At 67.1% G+C, this 13,074-nt stretch carries 17 protein-coding genes and 1 pseudogene; 7 read left to right on the top strand and 11 right to left on the bottom strand.

Annotation, left to right across the window (positions count from 1 at the left end):
• Positions 1-108: 108 nt before the first annotated feature.
• The 4 genes from ABD220_RS03405 to ABD220_RS03390 form a co-directional block, all read right to left on the bottom strand.
• A complete protein-coding gene (locus ABD220_RS03405) occupies positions 109-273 on the bottom strand; it encodes a hypothetical protein (protein ID WP_344119828.1) in 165 nt (54 codons plus the stop codon).
• 115 nt (positions 274-388) lie between these two features.
• Positions 389-940 (bottom strand): hypothetical protein, encoded by a 552-nt coding sequence (locus tag ABD220_RS03400; RefSeq protein ID WP_344119826.1) that lies wholly within the window; start codon positions 938-940, stop codon positions 389-391.
• 258 nt (positions 941-1,198) lie between these two features.
• Entirely contained in the window at positions 1,199-1,741 is a 543-nt protein-coding gene (locus tag ABD220_RS03395) for a hypothetical protein (protein WP_344119825.1), read from the bottom strand.
• Positions 1,742-2,008: 267 nt separating this feature from the next.
• Positions 2,009-2,557, bottom strand: coding sequence for a hypothetical protein (locus ABD220_RS03390; protein ID WP_344119823.1), 549 nt, complete (start codon positions 2,555-2,557; stop codon positions 2,009-2,011).
• A 360-nt stretch (positions 2,558-2,917) separates the two neighbouring features.
• On the opposite strand from ABD220_RS03390, the gene ABD220_RS03385 reads away from it, so the two are divergent.
• From ABD220_RS03385 to ABD220_RS03375, 3 genes are all read left to right on the top strand, one after another.
• On the top strand, positions 2,918-3,391 hold the full coding sequence (locus ABD220_RS03385; RefSeq protein WP_344119821.1) for a hypothetical protein: 474 nt from the start codon (positions 2,918-2,920) through the stop codon (positions 3,389-3,391).
• A 586-nt stretch (positions 3,392-3,977) separates the two neighbouring features.
• Positions 3,978-4,343: a hypothetical protein gene (locus tag ABD220_RS03380; RefSeq protein ID WP_344119819.1), complete on the top strand. Its 366-nt coding sequence runs from the start codon at positions 3,978-3,980 to the stop codon at positions 4,341-4,343.
• A 211-nt stretch (positions 4,344-4,554) separates the two neighbouring features.
• Positions 4,555-4,815 carry a hypothetical protein gene (locus ABD220_RS03375; RefSeq protein WP_344119817.1) on the top strand — a complete coding sequence of 87 codons (261 nt, stop codon included), beginning with the start codon at positions 4,555-4,557 and terminating at the stop codon, positions 4,813-4,815.
• Positions 4,816-5,125: 310 nt separating this feature from the next.
• Here the strand turns inward: ABD220_RS03375 and ABD220_RS03370 are convergent, their stop codons facing one another.
• From ABD220_RS03370 to ABD220_RS03350, 5 genes are all read right to left on the bottom strand, one after another.
• Positions 5,126-5,662 (bottom strand): ferritin, encoded by a 537-nt coding sequence (locus tag ABD220_RS03370; protein WP_344119815.1) that lies wholly within the window; start codon positions 5,660-5,662, stop codon positions 5,126-5,128.
• Positions 5,663-5,979: 317 nt separating this feature from the next.
• Positions 5,980-6,186 carry a transcription antiterminator/RNA stability regulator CspE gene (gene cspE, locus ABD220_RS03365; RefSeq protein WP_035923571.1) on the bottom strand — a complete coding sequence of 69 codons (207 nt, stop codon included), beginning with the start codon at positions 6,184-6,186 and terminating at the stop codon, positions 5,980-5,982.
• Between the two features lie 487 nt (positions 6,187-6,673).
• Positions 6,674-6,913: a hypothetical protein gene (locus tag ABD220_RS03360; protein WP_344119805.1), complete on the bottom strand. Its 240-nt coding sequence runs from the start codon at positions 6,911-6,913 to the stop codon at positions 6,674-6,676.
• Between the two features lie 260 nt (positions 6,914-7,173).
• A complete protein-coding gene (locus ABD220_RS03355) occupies positions 7,174-8,421 on the bottom strand; it encodes an ABC transporter permease (RefSeq protein ID WP_344119803.1) in 1,248 nt (415 codons plus the stop codon).
• Between the two features lie 26 nt (positions 8,422-8,447).
• Positions 8,448-9,215: an ABC transporter ATP-binding protein gene (locus tag ABD220_RS03350; protein WP_425552502.1), complete on the bottom strand. Its 768-nt coding sequence runs from the start codon at positions 9,213-9,215 to the stop codon at positions 8,448-8,450.
• An 813-nt stretch (positions 9,216-10,028) separates the two neighbouring features.
• Here ABD220_RS03350 and ABD220_RS03345 point away from each other — a divergent pair.
• From ABD220_RS03345 to ABD220_RS03330, 4 genes are all read left to right on the top strand, one after another.
• Positions 10,029-10,469, top strand: coding sequence for a hypothetical protein (locus tag ABD220_RS03345; RefSeq protein WP_344119799.1), 441 nt, complete (start codon positions 10,029-10,031; stop codon positions 10,467-10,469).
• Between the two features lie 158 nt (positions 10,470-10,627).
• The gene (locus ABD220_RS03340) at positions 10,628-11,080 is read left to right on the top strand and encodes a hypothetical protein (protein ID WP_344119797.1); all 453 of its coding nucleotides are present in this window, start codon (positions 10,628-10,630) and stop codon (positions 11,078-11,080) included.
• 83 nt (positions 11,081-11,163) lie between these two features.
• Positions 11,164-11,430 (top strand): hypothetical protein, encoded by a 267-nt coding sequence (locus tag ABD220_RS03335; RefSeq protein WP_344119795.1) that lies wholly within the window; start codon positions 11,164-11,166, stop codon positions 11,428-11,430.
• Between the two features lie 56 nt (positions 11,431-11,486).
• A complete protein-coding gene (locus ABD220_RS03330) occupies positions 11,487-12,434 on the top strand; it encodes a DUF2971 domain-containing protein (protein ID WP_344119793.1) in 948 nt (315 codons plus the stop codon).
• Between the two features lie 153 nt (positions 12,435-12,587).
• Here ABD220_RS03330 and ABD220_RS03325 read toward each other — a convergent pair whose 3' ends face one another.
• A complete protein-coding gene (locus ABD220_RS03325) occupies positions 12,588-12,821 on the bottom strand; it encodes a hypothetical protein (protein WP_344119884.1) in 234 nt (77 codons plus the stop codon).
• A gap of 48 nt (positions 12,822-12,869) precedes the next feature.
• Positions 12,870-13,074: pseudogene (locus ABD220_RS03320) on the bottom strand (hypothetical protein); the annotation flags it as partial.

The raw sequence follows: 13,074 nt of genomic DNA, 5'->3' as shown, positions 1-13,074 counted from the left end.
GCTCATCCCTCCCTGAACCGAGCATCGGGACTGCCGCAACAGGACCCCCCAACTGCACCGGTGCATGCACAGCAGCCGGCCAAGACCTCGGTGGTGCTTAGCTTCGCGCTACGGGCCACGTCCCAGACGCTCGTCGAGTCGCTCCATGCGCTCTCGGTACTGCCGGTCGTGCCGTTTGAAGCCGCGCCAGTTGACCAGCGCAATGGCCACGAGACCGAGACTGCTCAGCACCGTGGTCCAGGAGTCGCCCTCAACGATCGCGATAACCACCATGGCCAGGAACCAGAGGACAGACACGATCACGAAGCCGCCGCTGATCGGAGCCCTTCCGGCGGCCGGGATGCCTCTTCTCCGCGACCCGGCACCTGCTGGCGGGTGACTCTGTGCCTCACCGGTGAGCTGTTTTCCTGCTCCGGCGTAACCGGAACAACTGCACCGCGATGAGCGTGCCGAACATCAACGCCATGACACCGATCATGATCACCATGACCGCCGCGCCGAAGGCTTCGGCGCCCAACGCCCACACCGCGGCCCCCGCGCACGCCACGGTCACGACAGCCAGGACACCGAGGACCCGCCGCCACCGCCGCTGCTGGACAGCGGTGACCTTCGTGGCCCACTGAGGATCGGTGTCCGGAGCGAAGAGCATGAAGAAGGCGTTGCCCACGAACAAGGCCGACAGACCGGTCATCAGCTGAGGGCCGGAGAGTGACGTCGCGATCCACAGTGTTCCTGCAGCCAGGAGAAGCGCCACGGGCGTGTACCCGTACCGCCACCGCGCATGCGTCAGCCGCATGCGCCGGCCGTTGGACCAGCCGACCAGCAGCAGCACTCCGTGCAGCACGGCCACCAGGGCCGCGAAGGCCCCCACCCACCCTGCGATCCGGTCCTCCACGGGAGCAGCCGGTGGGAGGAACCAGATGGTCAGAAGGGCAGCCACCCCGGCTGCCGTCGTCACCACCCCACCGGCCAGCCGAAGCCCTCTGCCGCGGTCCCGGTCGGGCCCATCCATCCTGTTCCCCTGCCTTGGACGAGCCTGCGCCCGTTCTCCCTGTGGCCCTGACGGCACCGAGTGTGCACCTGCTAAACCATGCTGGTGGTGGACGAGGAGTGTGCGCTTGTGGGGACAGGGCCTTGCGCGTTCGAGGAACCGAGTGTGCATCACGGCGGGAGCACCGCCCTTCCCGCGCAGTGGGGTTCAGCGCACCCGGTCCAGCTCGCGCAGCAGCGCCTCCGGGTCGGCCACGTCGAAGAATCCGATGCCCTGGGTCTGCCCGAAGGCGAAGAAGTCCATTCCCGTGTTGAGGTACGCGGCCTGGCGGCCACCGCCGCCGAAGACGACGGTGGCATGGCGGTTGTCGCGAGAACGGTTGACGCGTACGGCAACGTCCTTGACCGGGGTGTCATCGAAGGACCGATCACTGGTCGACACGATTGCCCGCGAATCGGTGAGCCCGTAGACCGTGCGCAGCTTGCGGCGCTTCTTGTAGATGAAGCGCCCAAAGATGAAGTACAGGCCCACCAGCACGAACGGGATGCCCCACAGGGCGAAGAAGATCGCCTCGCTGTCGGTGAGGACCTGCCACTCCCAGACAATTGCGAAGCCGCCCCAGAGGAGACTGAAGGGCACCAGGAAGACATCAGCCGGCGCGAAGCGCACCTCCGGATCGGGGTGCCCCACCCAACGAAGCTGTTCGCCCGGTCGAAGGACGCCATTCAGCCGTTTCCGCGCGTCACTCATGCTCCGGAGTCTCCCAGCGACCCCACCGCACCCAGCGGCGACCCGCGGGTACGCCACTTCGACACTTTGCCCCACACGGCAGGCGAAGGGCGGGCCGAGCATCAACGGCACGAGCCTCCTACGCACGTCGATCCACCGGCCCGCCCCGTTGAAAAAGGCAGATGAGCAGATGACCGTCCTTGGAGCCCCGAAGTAATCCTTGTTGGGTCATCTCCGATCCCATGTCGTGGATTCGGCCGGTGCAGAACTTCCCATCTAAATGACGGGTCATTCCGTTGTCGTCATTGCGTGCACCAGTCGTAGGTAGAAGCAGCTTCGCCGGAGCCGAAAGGCCGCGACCAGACCTGCACCGGTGGAGGCGCCGACAAAACTCAGCCAGAAGAATCCAGGTCGGATCACATTACCCAGGACACCTCCCACGACGATGCCCACATGGACGATGAACAGTTCGATCTCGGAGCAGGCAGCCAGGGCTGCCGCAGTCCTGACGCCAGGATCTGTCGATACGCTCCGATGCTTGGCGACGTAGGCCAGTGACCAGCTCCAGCGTTCCTGGCTCACCTGCTTGTCGACGCGGGGGCGTGGCGCCTGGACGAGATACAACACCAAGAACGTCGACGTCATGATGGCCAGGGCGCTCAGGAACCACCATCCCTCACCCACACCGGGAGGCAGGAACCGCCCGAGCAGAGGTAGACCGAGCAGGCCTACTGCGGCCGCGGGAAGGGATCGAATGACGACCTGGCCGGCAGTGGGGATCGAGACGCTCTGGGCCAGCGGCGGGACACGGTCTCCGGTGTCTGCGCGCAGGTCCATAATCGGACGCTACCGGTCGGCCCGAACGGGAGCCACGACGCACAAAAGGGGAACCTCAACCGCAGCACGGTCCGCTGCTGACCGGCCATATGTACAACGGAGTGTCTGCAACGCCCGTGCTGGCCGTGACCTGAGGTGCCTGCCGTATTCCTGGGAGCCGCCCACGGAGCAAGCCAGGTCAGATGACTCCTGATGGTGCGGCAACCCCGGGTACTGGCAGTAGTCACGGGTCGTCCCCGGCCGGCCTATCGGTCATCACCACGCTCATCGCCTCTTGGCAGCGACGGAACGGCGGGGCAGGATGAACCCAACGAACCGCCACCACCGGAACCCACCGGGCTCCGATGTCGAGGAGCCGCGATGAGCCCGGACCCGGAAGTACACCACGAGCCACCGCAGGTCAGCGAGGAGTCCTTGCCACCAACTCCGGAGCGGTTCACCCAGCCGCGCGCTGCGCTGGACTGTGCCGGCGCCCCCCGCGCGTGGGATCTGAAGCCCGGCGACGTCCTCCACGGGCGGACCATCACCTCCGTCCGCGGGGAGGTCGGCTTGGGCTCCAACCCGGTGGCTGTTTTCTCGCTGATGGGAGACCACCCCGCCCACCCGGCCCAGACCCGCATCGGGGCAGCCCGCCCCGACACGGAGTACGGTTGCGACGAGGTGTGGCGGGCCGCCCGGGCCTGGGTACGGGACCACCGCCTGAGCGAAGGCGACGCCGTGGATCTGGACCGACTGCGCACCGACGTGGTGAGCTGTTTCGACTGCCCCGGGCTGGCCTCCTGCCCCGGCGCAACCTCCCGCACCGCAGACACGGGCTCCCCGACCCCGAGGTAGTGGTCCCTCGCAGACGACAGCAGGACCCCGCCCACCCGGGCCCTGGTCGGCGCCCGCCCTGGGATGGGGCCACCGAGACGGTGACCCCGTCCCAACTCCATCTGTGCCACGCCGGACATGACGGTGCAGGCCGGAGAGCCCACCGGGTGGAGGTGTCCACCTCTCCCCATCCCGGTTCAACACCTGCAACCCCGCACCACTGCCCCTCAGCCGTTCGATGAGGAGCAGCCGATGCCGCGTCGACCGACCATGCTCGTAGAGCATCGCCCACCGCACTTCCCGACGCTTGATGTCCGACAACGGGCCTTATGTAACCCGCTGGTCTGCGTGCTGCCTCCGATCCGTCACTGGACGTCCTCCGCCTCTCTCCGCCAGCACTGGGCACTACCCATGCATGCTTGGTCGGGCGCAGTTGTTGCTGCGGTGGCCCGGAGATGGAGGCGGCCCTCCCCTTCCGTCGGTTGGCGAAATGTGGGGCAAGTGGAGGACATGTTCTTGTGGGCCGGGCCCCGTCTTCCTACCGTGGCTAAAGAGGTTCGACCCAGGACCTGCGGTTCCCCCAGCATGCGATGAAGGATGCTCGCCCATGGACCACAAGCTCTCCGTGCTCGTCCAGGTCGATCTCCAGGCCCAGGACGTGCACCTGGTCATCGTCGGATGTGTGACCGAGGCCAACCAGCACGCCCTGCACCCGGTGGTGGCCCGGGCCCGGACGCTCATTTCTTCGATGACGGTCACCGTGGATCTCACCGGCGCCGCCCACTTGGAGGCCGTCGCGGTGGAGCTGCTGCGCGCAGCGATCCATCACGACCACGCACTCTCCGGGGCCGGACCGGTGGAGATCCTCGTCCCGGCCGCGCTGTCCGATCACCCGCCCGTCCCGCACCACGCAAACACCCTGACAGGCGGCACACGGACGCGTACCGGGTCACCGGTCCTGAGGGCGGCATGAACACGCCCGGACCCATCCGTCCAGCGCCCCCGCCACCCCGGGGTGCCTCCCCGGACAAGGTGAGCACACCGGCGCCGACCGCCGCTGTGAGACCGCTCCGATGCCAGGGGCTGCTGTCATCTCAGGGGCACCGAGATCCACTCGGCCCACGCACGTCACTTCGGTGGAAAGCATCGGGGACCGGATCCGTGAAGGAAGGAAAGTGAGTGCGATGGCACCCACATATCACCACGACGGCGCTCCACTGGAGGACCGGCCTCCCACCGGGCACCGCCTCGAGCAGCGGATCCAGGACGGGCCCGCCGCGGACGAGGAAGCCGCGCTGGACCCCATGCTCGATGAGTACACCGAGGTGAGCCGGGTCGCCCGCCCGGCCGGCAGCTCGGCGGGTTCCTCCCCGCAGCCGGAGGACGACCCTGGGGCAGGGATCACTCAGGGGGAGTCATCGGACGAGGGGCACCACACCGGGTGAGGGCTCCTACCCCGGCCCGTGCACGCGGCCCAGCGCTTGGCCATCGAGTCCGCGATGCGCCCTCGTGGGTATTCCGGTTTCATCGGGGCCACCTCGGTCATGACGGTGACAACCGTCGAACCCAACGAGGTGGGCGTGTCCACGTCTCCCCAACCGAGGTTCAGGACCCGCCGGCCTGCTCTTCTACCCCGCAGTTGTTCGGTGAAAGCCAGCCGCTAACCGGCCATATGTAAAGCCAGCGTGCGCAGGGTTCTACTTCGACGCCGTCCGCCCGTCAGCGCCGCCATTTGCGCGCCATTCTCTCTTCGGGTCAGACGGACCCGCCGGCGGCCGCCGGGGCCCCCGAGTCATGGCCGTGCCCGCCGTCGCCGACGTGCTCCCGGGCCACGAAGTTCTCGAGGTCGAAGAGGTTCTCGGCCCGGGCCGCGACGTTCACCAGGGTGGTCATGGAGGCGACCTCCTCGACCTGCTCCTTCAGGAACCAGAGCATGAACTGCTCCCCCAGCGGGTCGCCCTCGGCCCGGGCGGCGGCGAACAGCGCCTTGATCTGCTCGGTGACCTCCTGCTCCTGGGACAGCGCCAGGGCCAGGGGCTCGCCGACGTCGGCGAAGTCGTTGCGCACCTCCCCGACGCCCGGGATGGTCAGGGGCAGGTCCCGGTCCAGGATGTACTGGACGATCATCATGGCGTGGTTGCGCTCCTCCAGCGACTGCCGGTAGAAGTGCCGGGCCAGCTGGGGAAGGTCCTGGCTGTCGAACCAGACCGCCACGGCGATGTACTGGTGGGAGGCGGCGAGCTCGTTGCCGACCTGACGGGTGAGCAGGTCGTTGAAGGTCTCGGCGGCCATGAGTTTCTCCTCGGGCTGGGGCATCCCCGGCGATGGGAGAGCGTTGGAGGCCGGCTCCTCCGGTGGCAACCGTCCAGCACCTGACTTGAAGATCTTGACCATGCCCCCACCCTAGTGAGCTGCGGCACCTGGCGGCATCATGTCCACCCCTCGGCCCTGAAACCTGGGAGGACTCCGCCGCAGGGCCCCTCTCTGTGCAGGTCGAGGAGGCAAAGACAAAAAGAATCGCCACCCGGCCGGAGCCGGGTGGCGATATCAGGTCGGCGTCGGGGCGTTCAGCCCCGCGCCGGTGATCTCACGAGGAGATCAAAGCGTTCTCACGCAAGCACGGTGATGTTCGCGGCCTGGGGGCCCTTGGGGCCGTCCTGGGTCTCGAACTCGACGCGCTGGTTCTCCTCCAGGGAGCGGAACCCGCCGGAGTTGATCGCGGAGAAGTGCGCGAACACGTCCTTGGAGCCGTCCTCGGGGGTGATGAAGCCGAAGCCCTTGTCGGCGTTGAACCACTTCACGGTGCCAGTAGTCATGAGTGACCTACCTTTCTGAAAAAACGGAGCGTCCCCGGCGTTCGGGGTGCTCGGGCGTTGCGATGCTTGCCATGAACGTCTTCTCAGAACAACTGCTGCACCCGGTGTTCGGGCGAACTGCTTGAAATGCGAAAAACGAAACTTCAACAACTGGGTCCTACTGTACGCGGACCGGCTCGGATGCGCAGTGACGGCAGACACTCACCGCCACGATCATGATGCGGGCGTCCCACCACGACGACATGCCTGTTCCTGCGCCCACTAAGGAACCTCAACTGCAACAACTGCGGCGCGATCGGGTGGTTGTCAGTCGTGCTCGAGGGAACGGTGTTGGAGCCACAGCCGCACTTCGTAGATCGTTGAGGCGATCAGGACTGCGATGAGTGCCAGCAGCCATCCGAAGGCGAGCCAGCCGATCAACGGCGGGTCGTAGAGGCCGATGATGTCGCCCGGTGGCTCGACGGCCCAGGGCCGAAGTGGATGACGGTCAGGAAGATCGCCCCGCCGCCGGAGAGGAACACCCACGTCCAGGGCCGATGACCCCGGCCCGCGAGAGGGCCAGCCCGGTGAGGATCAGCGGGTAGATGATCAGGCTGAAGGTGAAAGCGTTGACCTCGGCCGTCAGCGGCCAGCCGACGTGATTGCCGCGGATGATGTGGTCGAGGTGATGGCCCACAGCGAGCACCAGCGCGATGAGGATCAGTTCATAGAGCCGTCGGTTGCGCATTTCACTCCCGCTCGGTGGGGTGACCCGTGGTCCGATCACTCTGGCATATCCCAGGGGGAACGTGGTCGTCGCACTGCTGTCCCTTTGCGGATCTGACCGGAGGCGTCTACGTCCAGGAGGACCGTTCCGTCGGGGTGTAGCGGGGCGGTCCGCTGCGGGCGGGTTCGTAGGGGTGGCCCGGGTTGTCCGGGTTGTCTGGTGGGGTGCTCATGGCCGGTGGTCTTTCGCTGTGCCGGTAGCAGTGCCGCCGGTGGGTGTGGTCATTCGTGGCGCAGGGCAGTGATGGGGTCTTTCCGGGCGGCGCGCACGGCCGGGATCGTGCCGGCGGCGAAGGCGATGGTCAGGACGGCCGCCACGATCAGGGCGATTCTCGGGGCCTGGAAGGTGAACAGGGACAACCCGGGCAGCCCGGCCAGGAAGCCCTCGGCCAGGGCCTGGGTCAGGTAGGTGCCGGTGGCTACCCCGGTGGCCGCCCCGAGCACCGCCCCCAGCAGCCCGATGAATACGGCTTCCAGGGAGAACAGGCCGAAGACCTTGGGCCCGCTCATGCCCATGGCTTTCATCAGCCCGATCTCGCGGGTGCGTTCCTGGACGGACATCAGCAAGGTGTTGACGATGCCCAGTCCGGCAGCGATCAGGGCGATGATCGCGCACGCGTTGAGGATCCAGATGATGGCGTTGATGACGGTCCGGAACATGCCCAGCTGGTCCTCGACGGTCAGACCGATCATCCCGGCCTCCTCCAGTTGGGCCTGGATCGGTCCGGCCCGGTCGGGGTCGTCCATGGTGGCCCGGGCCATGATGTAGCTGACCGGGACCTCCTCGGGGCTGCCGCTGACCTGGTAGGCGTAGAGGCGTTCGTTGAAGGAGGTCGAGGGGATGGGGTTTCTGGACACCCCGGCCAGGCTGGCCTGGGTCACCCCGGAGACGCGGGCGTCGAATTCCTGCTGTTGCCCGGCTTTGTTGGTCATCACGACCTGCACGGTGGCCCCGACGGCCTCCTGGGGCGAGCCGAAGCCGAGGTCGGCGACCCAGGTGTCGGGGATCGCCAGTTCGTCCGCGCCCTCGGCCGCGACCGACCCGGAGGTCATCTGCACTCCTTCGGAGTCGACCGGGATGCCCAGGGTCAGCTGGAATCTCTCCTGCCCGGCTTGCAGATAGGTGGGGACCACGTTGTAGACCGGTGCCACTCTGCCCACCCCGTCGATCCCCTCGATGGTGGCGACGTCCTGGTCCGACAGGCCCACGAAGGAAACTCCGAACCCGGTGGCGATCTGGGTGGAGTCCGGATCGTATTTTTGCGGCCCGGACCCGGCGGTCAGCTCGATCAGCGGCTGGGACTTCTGCACGTACAGTGCGCTGGCGTCACCGAAGGTGGCGACGGTGACGTCGATGTAGCGGTTGACCCCGGTGCCCATCCCTGAGGTCAGGGTCAGGGCACAGGCGCCGATGAACACGGCCACCACGGTCAGCACCGTGCGGATCCGGCCCCGCAGCGTGCTGGTCACCGCGGAGCCGACCAGGTCCCGCCCCCTCACCGGACACCGCCGGTCACCCCGAGGGCGGCCCCGCCCTCCGGGGCGGCCTCTACCCCGTCGGGGGCCGGCCCGGGGACGGTACGGGCCGGTGTCTCCACGATCCGCCCGTCGTGCAGCTGCACCCGGCGGTCGCAGCGGCCCGCCAGGTCCGCGTCGTGGGTGACCACCACCAAGGTGATGCCCCGTTGGCGGTTGAGCTCGAAGAGGATGTCCTGGACCACCGTCCCGGTGGCCGAATCCAGATTCCCCGTGGGCTCATCGGCGAAAATCACCGCCGGATCGTTGACCACCGCCCTCGCGATCGCCACCCGCTGCTTCTGCCCCCCGGACAGATCCACCGCCTTGCTGTGGGCCTTCTCCGCCAGCTCCAGGCGCTCCAGGACCGCCAGGCCCCGGCGTTTGCGTTCGGCCGCGCCCACTCCGGCGATCTTCAGGGGCAGCACCACGTTCTCCAGCACCGTCTGGTTCGCGGTGAGGTAGAACTGCTGGAACACGAACCCGAAGGAGGCGTTGCGGACCCGGTTCAGCTCCCGGGCGCTCATCGACGCGGTGGGCGCCCCGTGCAGGGCCACGGCACCGGAGGTCGGGGCGTCCAGCAGGGCCAGCAGATGCATCAGGGTGGATTTGCCCGATCCGGACTTCCCCACGATCGCCACCGACTCCCCCGCCTCGATCGCCAGACTCACCCCTGCCAGGGCGGTGAACCCCGCATCACCCTGACCGTAGGACTTCACCAGGTCTTGCACCTGGAGCACCGCAGGCATCGTCATTCCTGTTCCCCCCTCCTCGTACGCCGACCGGCGACCACTTCGGGCAGTCAACCCCTGAATGGTCGGTGTCGGACGGCATCTCACCCCCACCCCATCATGTGCGAAAGCACATGATGGGGTGGACGCGGCACATGTCCCCACTAGAGGGGCACACCACCCACACCCCGCGCCCAACCACGGCCCCTCGGGCGTCGTTCTCGGGCACGAACCGTCCCTTCGGCCTCGCACCTCCAGCACCATCACACTCTGTGATCCCCGACCCGAGGCCGACACTGTTCGTTGGTGCGCACCACCGGTAACCCAGGACCAGGTGCGGGAGGCACTCGTGGTAGGCACAGCCAGACGCCCTGCAGCGGTCAACGCTCCACCCCTGTGTCCCTGCCCAGAGGGCGGTCCGCGCGCGGGCGCCCCCGGCTCTCGCTCCTGACGATGAACCTCATCTGCAGTGTGTATGTGGCCTGTCCCCGAGGCCCCGGACACTGAGCACGGAGCGGCGACGCCCTCTGGAAGGGAGTCCGAGGCAACACGGACAAATGGCCGGCACGACTACCGTGGCGCCGGCGGCGATTACGGGGCATTTCCTCTGCTGAGCGGCGTGGCATGCGCCACCCCGGGACGCTCTTGGCCGTCGGCGTCCCCTTCCGGCCGGAGGCACGTAGTTGACTCAACGGTCACTGATCCCGTCGCTGACACGACGCCCCGGTAATGTGACACAGACCACGATGTCGGGAGCACGCACGGACGCGCGGGGCCGGAGGCGGCCATTCGGGGCAGCCCAAAGGCCCAGCCGAGCAGAGGAGATGCCTGATGAGGACCACGAAGAGCTGCCGCGCAGCAGGCATGGCGCTCGGGATCCTGCTGGCGACCTCGGCGTGTGCCTCCACCAGTCACGGCATCGCGGTTCTCGACTCCGAGACCTCCACCCAACCGGCGCCAGACGTCATCCAGTCCAACGAGCAGTTCACCGCCGACTCCGCCCGGTACCTCGGGGAGATCGAGGGCTACTCCTACTTCGCGGCGAGACCGGCCTCGGGCGGCGATCATGAGGCCTGCCTGATCCAGGTCGACTCCGCCTCCGAGGGCTGGATGAGTGGATGCTCCACCATCCGAAGCGACAAGGTCGTCGAGCTCTCCGGTGGAGTGCCGCAGCAAGAGGTCGCCCTCGTCAGTGACGACCCCTCGACCGACACCCTCGAGGAGGCCGGCTGGGAGCAGCGGGCCGAAAACCTCTGGCAACGCTCCAACTGATCATTCCCGGCACCGACAACGGCCGACCCATGGGCCGCTGTCGGGACTGATATCGGCACGCCCCCGCCACAGAGGAACCCCAAACGCACGTCAGTTGGTCCACCAGGAGCTGTGCCAGATTCGCTACGGTGGGTCTAAAGCGAACGGGATGGGTGTCGATGATGAACCACCGCACCAAGAAGTACGCCTCCTTGATGGCGGCGCTCTGGCCGGTCGGGGCCCTGAGCGGCTGCGGTGAGGACCCCGATGAGCTACCGGCCTTCGACTCCCTGCAGGCCACCTACCAAGCCGTCGACGAAGTCGTGGACTGCTCAGACGACGCACGGGAGCCAGCGGGCAAGCGCACTATCTCGGGCGGATCCACGGGCGAGTCAGTGATGTGCACCAGCACCGTCGAGGTGCTCTGGCTCGACGACGACGAAGCCCGCCAAGATGTCTACGACCTGCTCACCGACACCGCCGGAGATGGCGGTTCGGTGTACTTCGCCGAGGGCCGCAACTGGTTCGTCGCCGACGGCGCCGAAGTGATGGTTGGAGCGGTCCCCGAGCGGTCAATCGACATGGAACAACTCGCCGACGCCCTGGGCGCCCGGTACACAGTGGAGCGCTAAGGCCCTTCCCCCGACTGGACCGCGCGGGCCGGCCACAGCCACTGACACGCACCGCGAACCACGGACGAATTGAGGCACCTCCTATGGCACCCATCGCCAATCGGCTCATCGGCTACGGAGTCGTCACCTGCCTGGCCGGGATCTTGTTCAGCATGGTGGCCACGCAACTGGTGGGGTTGCTCTACGAGGCCCTTCCACCGCAGACCGTCATTGCCGGGGCGATCATCGAGTTCATCAACACGGTCGTCGGCGTCTGCCTCGCACCCCTAGGCACAGCGCTGATCGCCGTCGGCATCGCCCTGCGGATGCTCGAGCGCAAGATCGATCTGACGCGCCTTACGAGGGAATAGGACCAGGCTCCGGCCCACGACGGAACCTCAAGCGAAAACTGCGATCCGGAATCGAGATGACCAACCACTTACACCTTGACGTACCCCTACTTCTGGACACCCCCACCGGAATGAGAACGACCGTGCATCGGACGTTCTACCCTGCGGACCGCCCGCCCTTGACTGTGCAGAGCGGCCGAGGCTGGCACTACACCTCCTTGGCGGCGCTGAGCAGCATCGCCAGCAGCCAGGAGCTGTGGGCGACCAGCTGGCGGGCGACCAACGACCGCACGGAAGTCCACCACGGACTCGAGGCTTTGTCCCAAGCCTGGAACCACTACGGCCAGGAGAACTCGCTGGCGGACCGCACACGCCAGCTGCTCGACGAGGCAGGACCGTTCGGCAGCTACGCGGACTCCTTCGAGCACGTCAACATCCTGTGCGCCGCTCGGGAGAGGGACAGCCCCTACCAGTGGAACGCCTATGCCGCCGGGCCCGAAGGTGTGGCGATCGGCTTGAACCTAGGGACTGAACTGGTCACCGACGTCGACGACCGGCCACGGCGCCACAACGACGCCGAGCTGTTCGGCATGCAGTGGCTCAAGGTCATTTACACCGACCGACAGAAGCATATGGCCGCCGCTCGTTTCGTCGCCGAGATGGACACCTCGATCCGGGAAGGAGCACCCATGGAAGTCTCCGACTTTAGGGCGCTCAACCTCCTAACCGCGTTGAACTTCAAACACCCGGCCTTCCGCCACGAGAAGGAGGCCCGGTGCGTCTGTCTCTCTGATGGGGTGGAGCTACAGGCGATGCCAGCCAACCTGCAGAAGACAATCGTCCCCTGGAAAGGCCTACCCGTGCGCGCCACACCGCCCACCGCTGAACGCTTGCCCCTTCCAATTGTCGAGGTCATCGCCAGCCCCTGGGCCACGGAGGCAACAGTCGAGGACATCACCCGGTGTCTCGCGGACGCCGGCATGGCCACCGTACCCGTGGCTCGAAGCGAACTTCCCTTCCGTTGACCCGCGCCAATAACGTCATGCCCTCTTACACCTAGTGCTGGGGGTATGTGAGGACCCCGGGGTGCTGGTGAAGCTCTCCCGGGGGTCCTGACCGCGCTGTGCCGGGGGGCTACCCCTAGAAAACCTCCGGTGGCGACGACATGCCCCGGATTCTCAACGCCTCACTGCTGACGGATCCCTAAAATCTATCCACCCCAGACACCGGGGCAGCAGGACTGCTGTCGTCTGCCGGCTCTGCGGCGCCATGACCATCACCGAGTCTGGGCAACCCGTCGGGCCGGGGTCGGGCCCGACAACGGTGACCGGCCCGGCCGTCACCGACTCCAGGGGCCGGGGTGGGAGGTGGCGATAGAGGGTGGTGCGAGCGATCCCAGTCTTGGCCACGATCTCAGCGATCGTGCGCCCACTCTCGCGCAGATGGGCTACGTAGGCCAGCTAGTCCGGATCCACCACCGAGGACCGCCCGATCCGCCGGCCCTTGGCGGTGGCCACCGCCCGGGCGTGGGCGGCACGCTCGAGGGTGTAGGTGCGTTCCATCTGCCCGAACAACGCCAGAAGCACCACCGCCAGCTGCGCCATCGGATCATTCGGATTGGTGGAGTGTCCACCTTGATCGGATCCGCTGGATTGCGCACCCCAC

Origin of the sequence: Kocuria aegyptia, assembly GCF_039530085.1 — a bacterium.
GTDB lineage: Bacteria > Actinomycetota > Actinomycetes > Actinomycetales > Micrococcaceae > Kocuria > Kocuria aegyptia.
This window is presented reverse-complemented; position numbering and strand designations above follow the sequence as displayed.

What these genes read in the sequence shown, in the direction of transcription:
- ABD220_RS03405 (WP_344119828.1), bottom strand. Translation starts at nt 273, where the DNA reads ATGGTGGTTATCGCGATCGTTGAGGGCGACTCCTGGACCACGGTGCTG.
- ABD220_RS03395 (WP_344119825.1), bottom strand. Translation starts at nt 1,741, where the DNA reads ATGAGTGACGCGCGGAAACGGCTGAATGGCGTCCTTCGACCGGGCGAA.
- ABD220_RS03390 (WP_344119823.1), bottom strand. Translation starts at nt 2,557, where the DNA reads ATGGACCTGCGCGCAGACACCGGAGACCGTGTCCCGCCGCTGGCCCAG.
- ABD220_RS03385 (WP_344119821.1), top strand. Translation starts at nt 2,918, where the DNA reads ATGAGCCCGGACCCGGAAGTACACCACGAGCCACCGCAGGTCAGCGAG.
- ABD220_RS03380 (WP_344119819.1), top strand. Translation starts at nt 3,978, where the DNA reads ATGGACCACAAGCTCTCCGTGCTCGTCCAGGTCGATCTCCAGGCCCAG.
- ABD220_RS03375 (WP_344119817.1), top strand. Translation starts at nt 4,555, where the DNA reads ATGGCACCCACATATCACCACGACGGCGCTCCACTGGAGGACCGGCCT.
- ABD220_RS03370 (WP_344119815.1), bottom strand. Translation starts at nt 5,662, where the DNA reads ATGGCCGCCGAGACCTTCAACGACCTGCTCACCCGTCAGGTCGGCAAC.
- cspE (WP_035923571.1), bottom strand. Translation starts at nt 6,186, where the DNA reads ATGACTACTGGCACCGTGAAGTGGTTCAACGCCGACAAGGGCTTCGGC.
- ABD220_RS03360 (WP_344119805.1), bottom strand. Translation starts at nt 6,913, where the DNA reads ATGCGCAACCGACGGCTCTATGAACTGATCCTCATCGCGCTGGTGCTC.
- ABD220_RS03350 (WP_425552502.1), bottom strand. Translation starts at nt 9,215, where the DNA reads ATGCCTGCGGTGCTCCAGGTGCAAGACCTGGTGAAGTCCTACGGTCAG.
- ABD220_RS03345 (WP_344119799.1), top strand. Translation starts at nt 10,029, where the DNA reads ATGAGGACCACGAAGAGCTGCCGCGCAGCAGGCATGGCGCTCGGGATC.
- ABD220_RS03340 (WP_344119797.1), top strand. Translation starts at nt 10,628, where the DNA reads ATGATGAACCACCGCACCAAGAAGTACGCCTCCTTGATGGCGGCGCTC.
- ABD220_RS03335 (WP_344119795.1), top strand. Translation starts at nt 11,164, where the DNA reads ATGGCACCCATCGCCAATCGGCTCATCGGCTACGGAGTCGTCACCTGC.
- ABD220_RS03330 (WP_344119793.1), top strand. Translation starts at nt 11,487, where the DNA reads ATGACCAACCACTTACACCTTGACGTACCCCTACTTCTGGACACCCCC.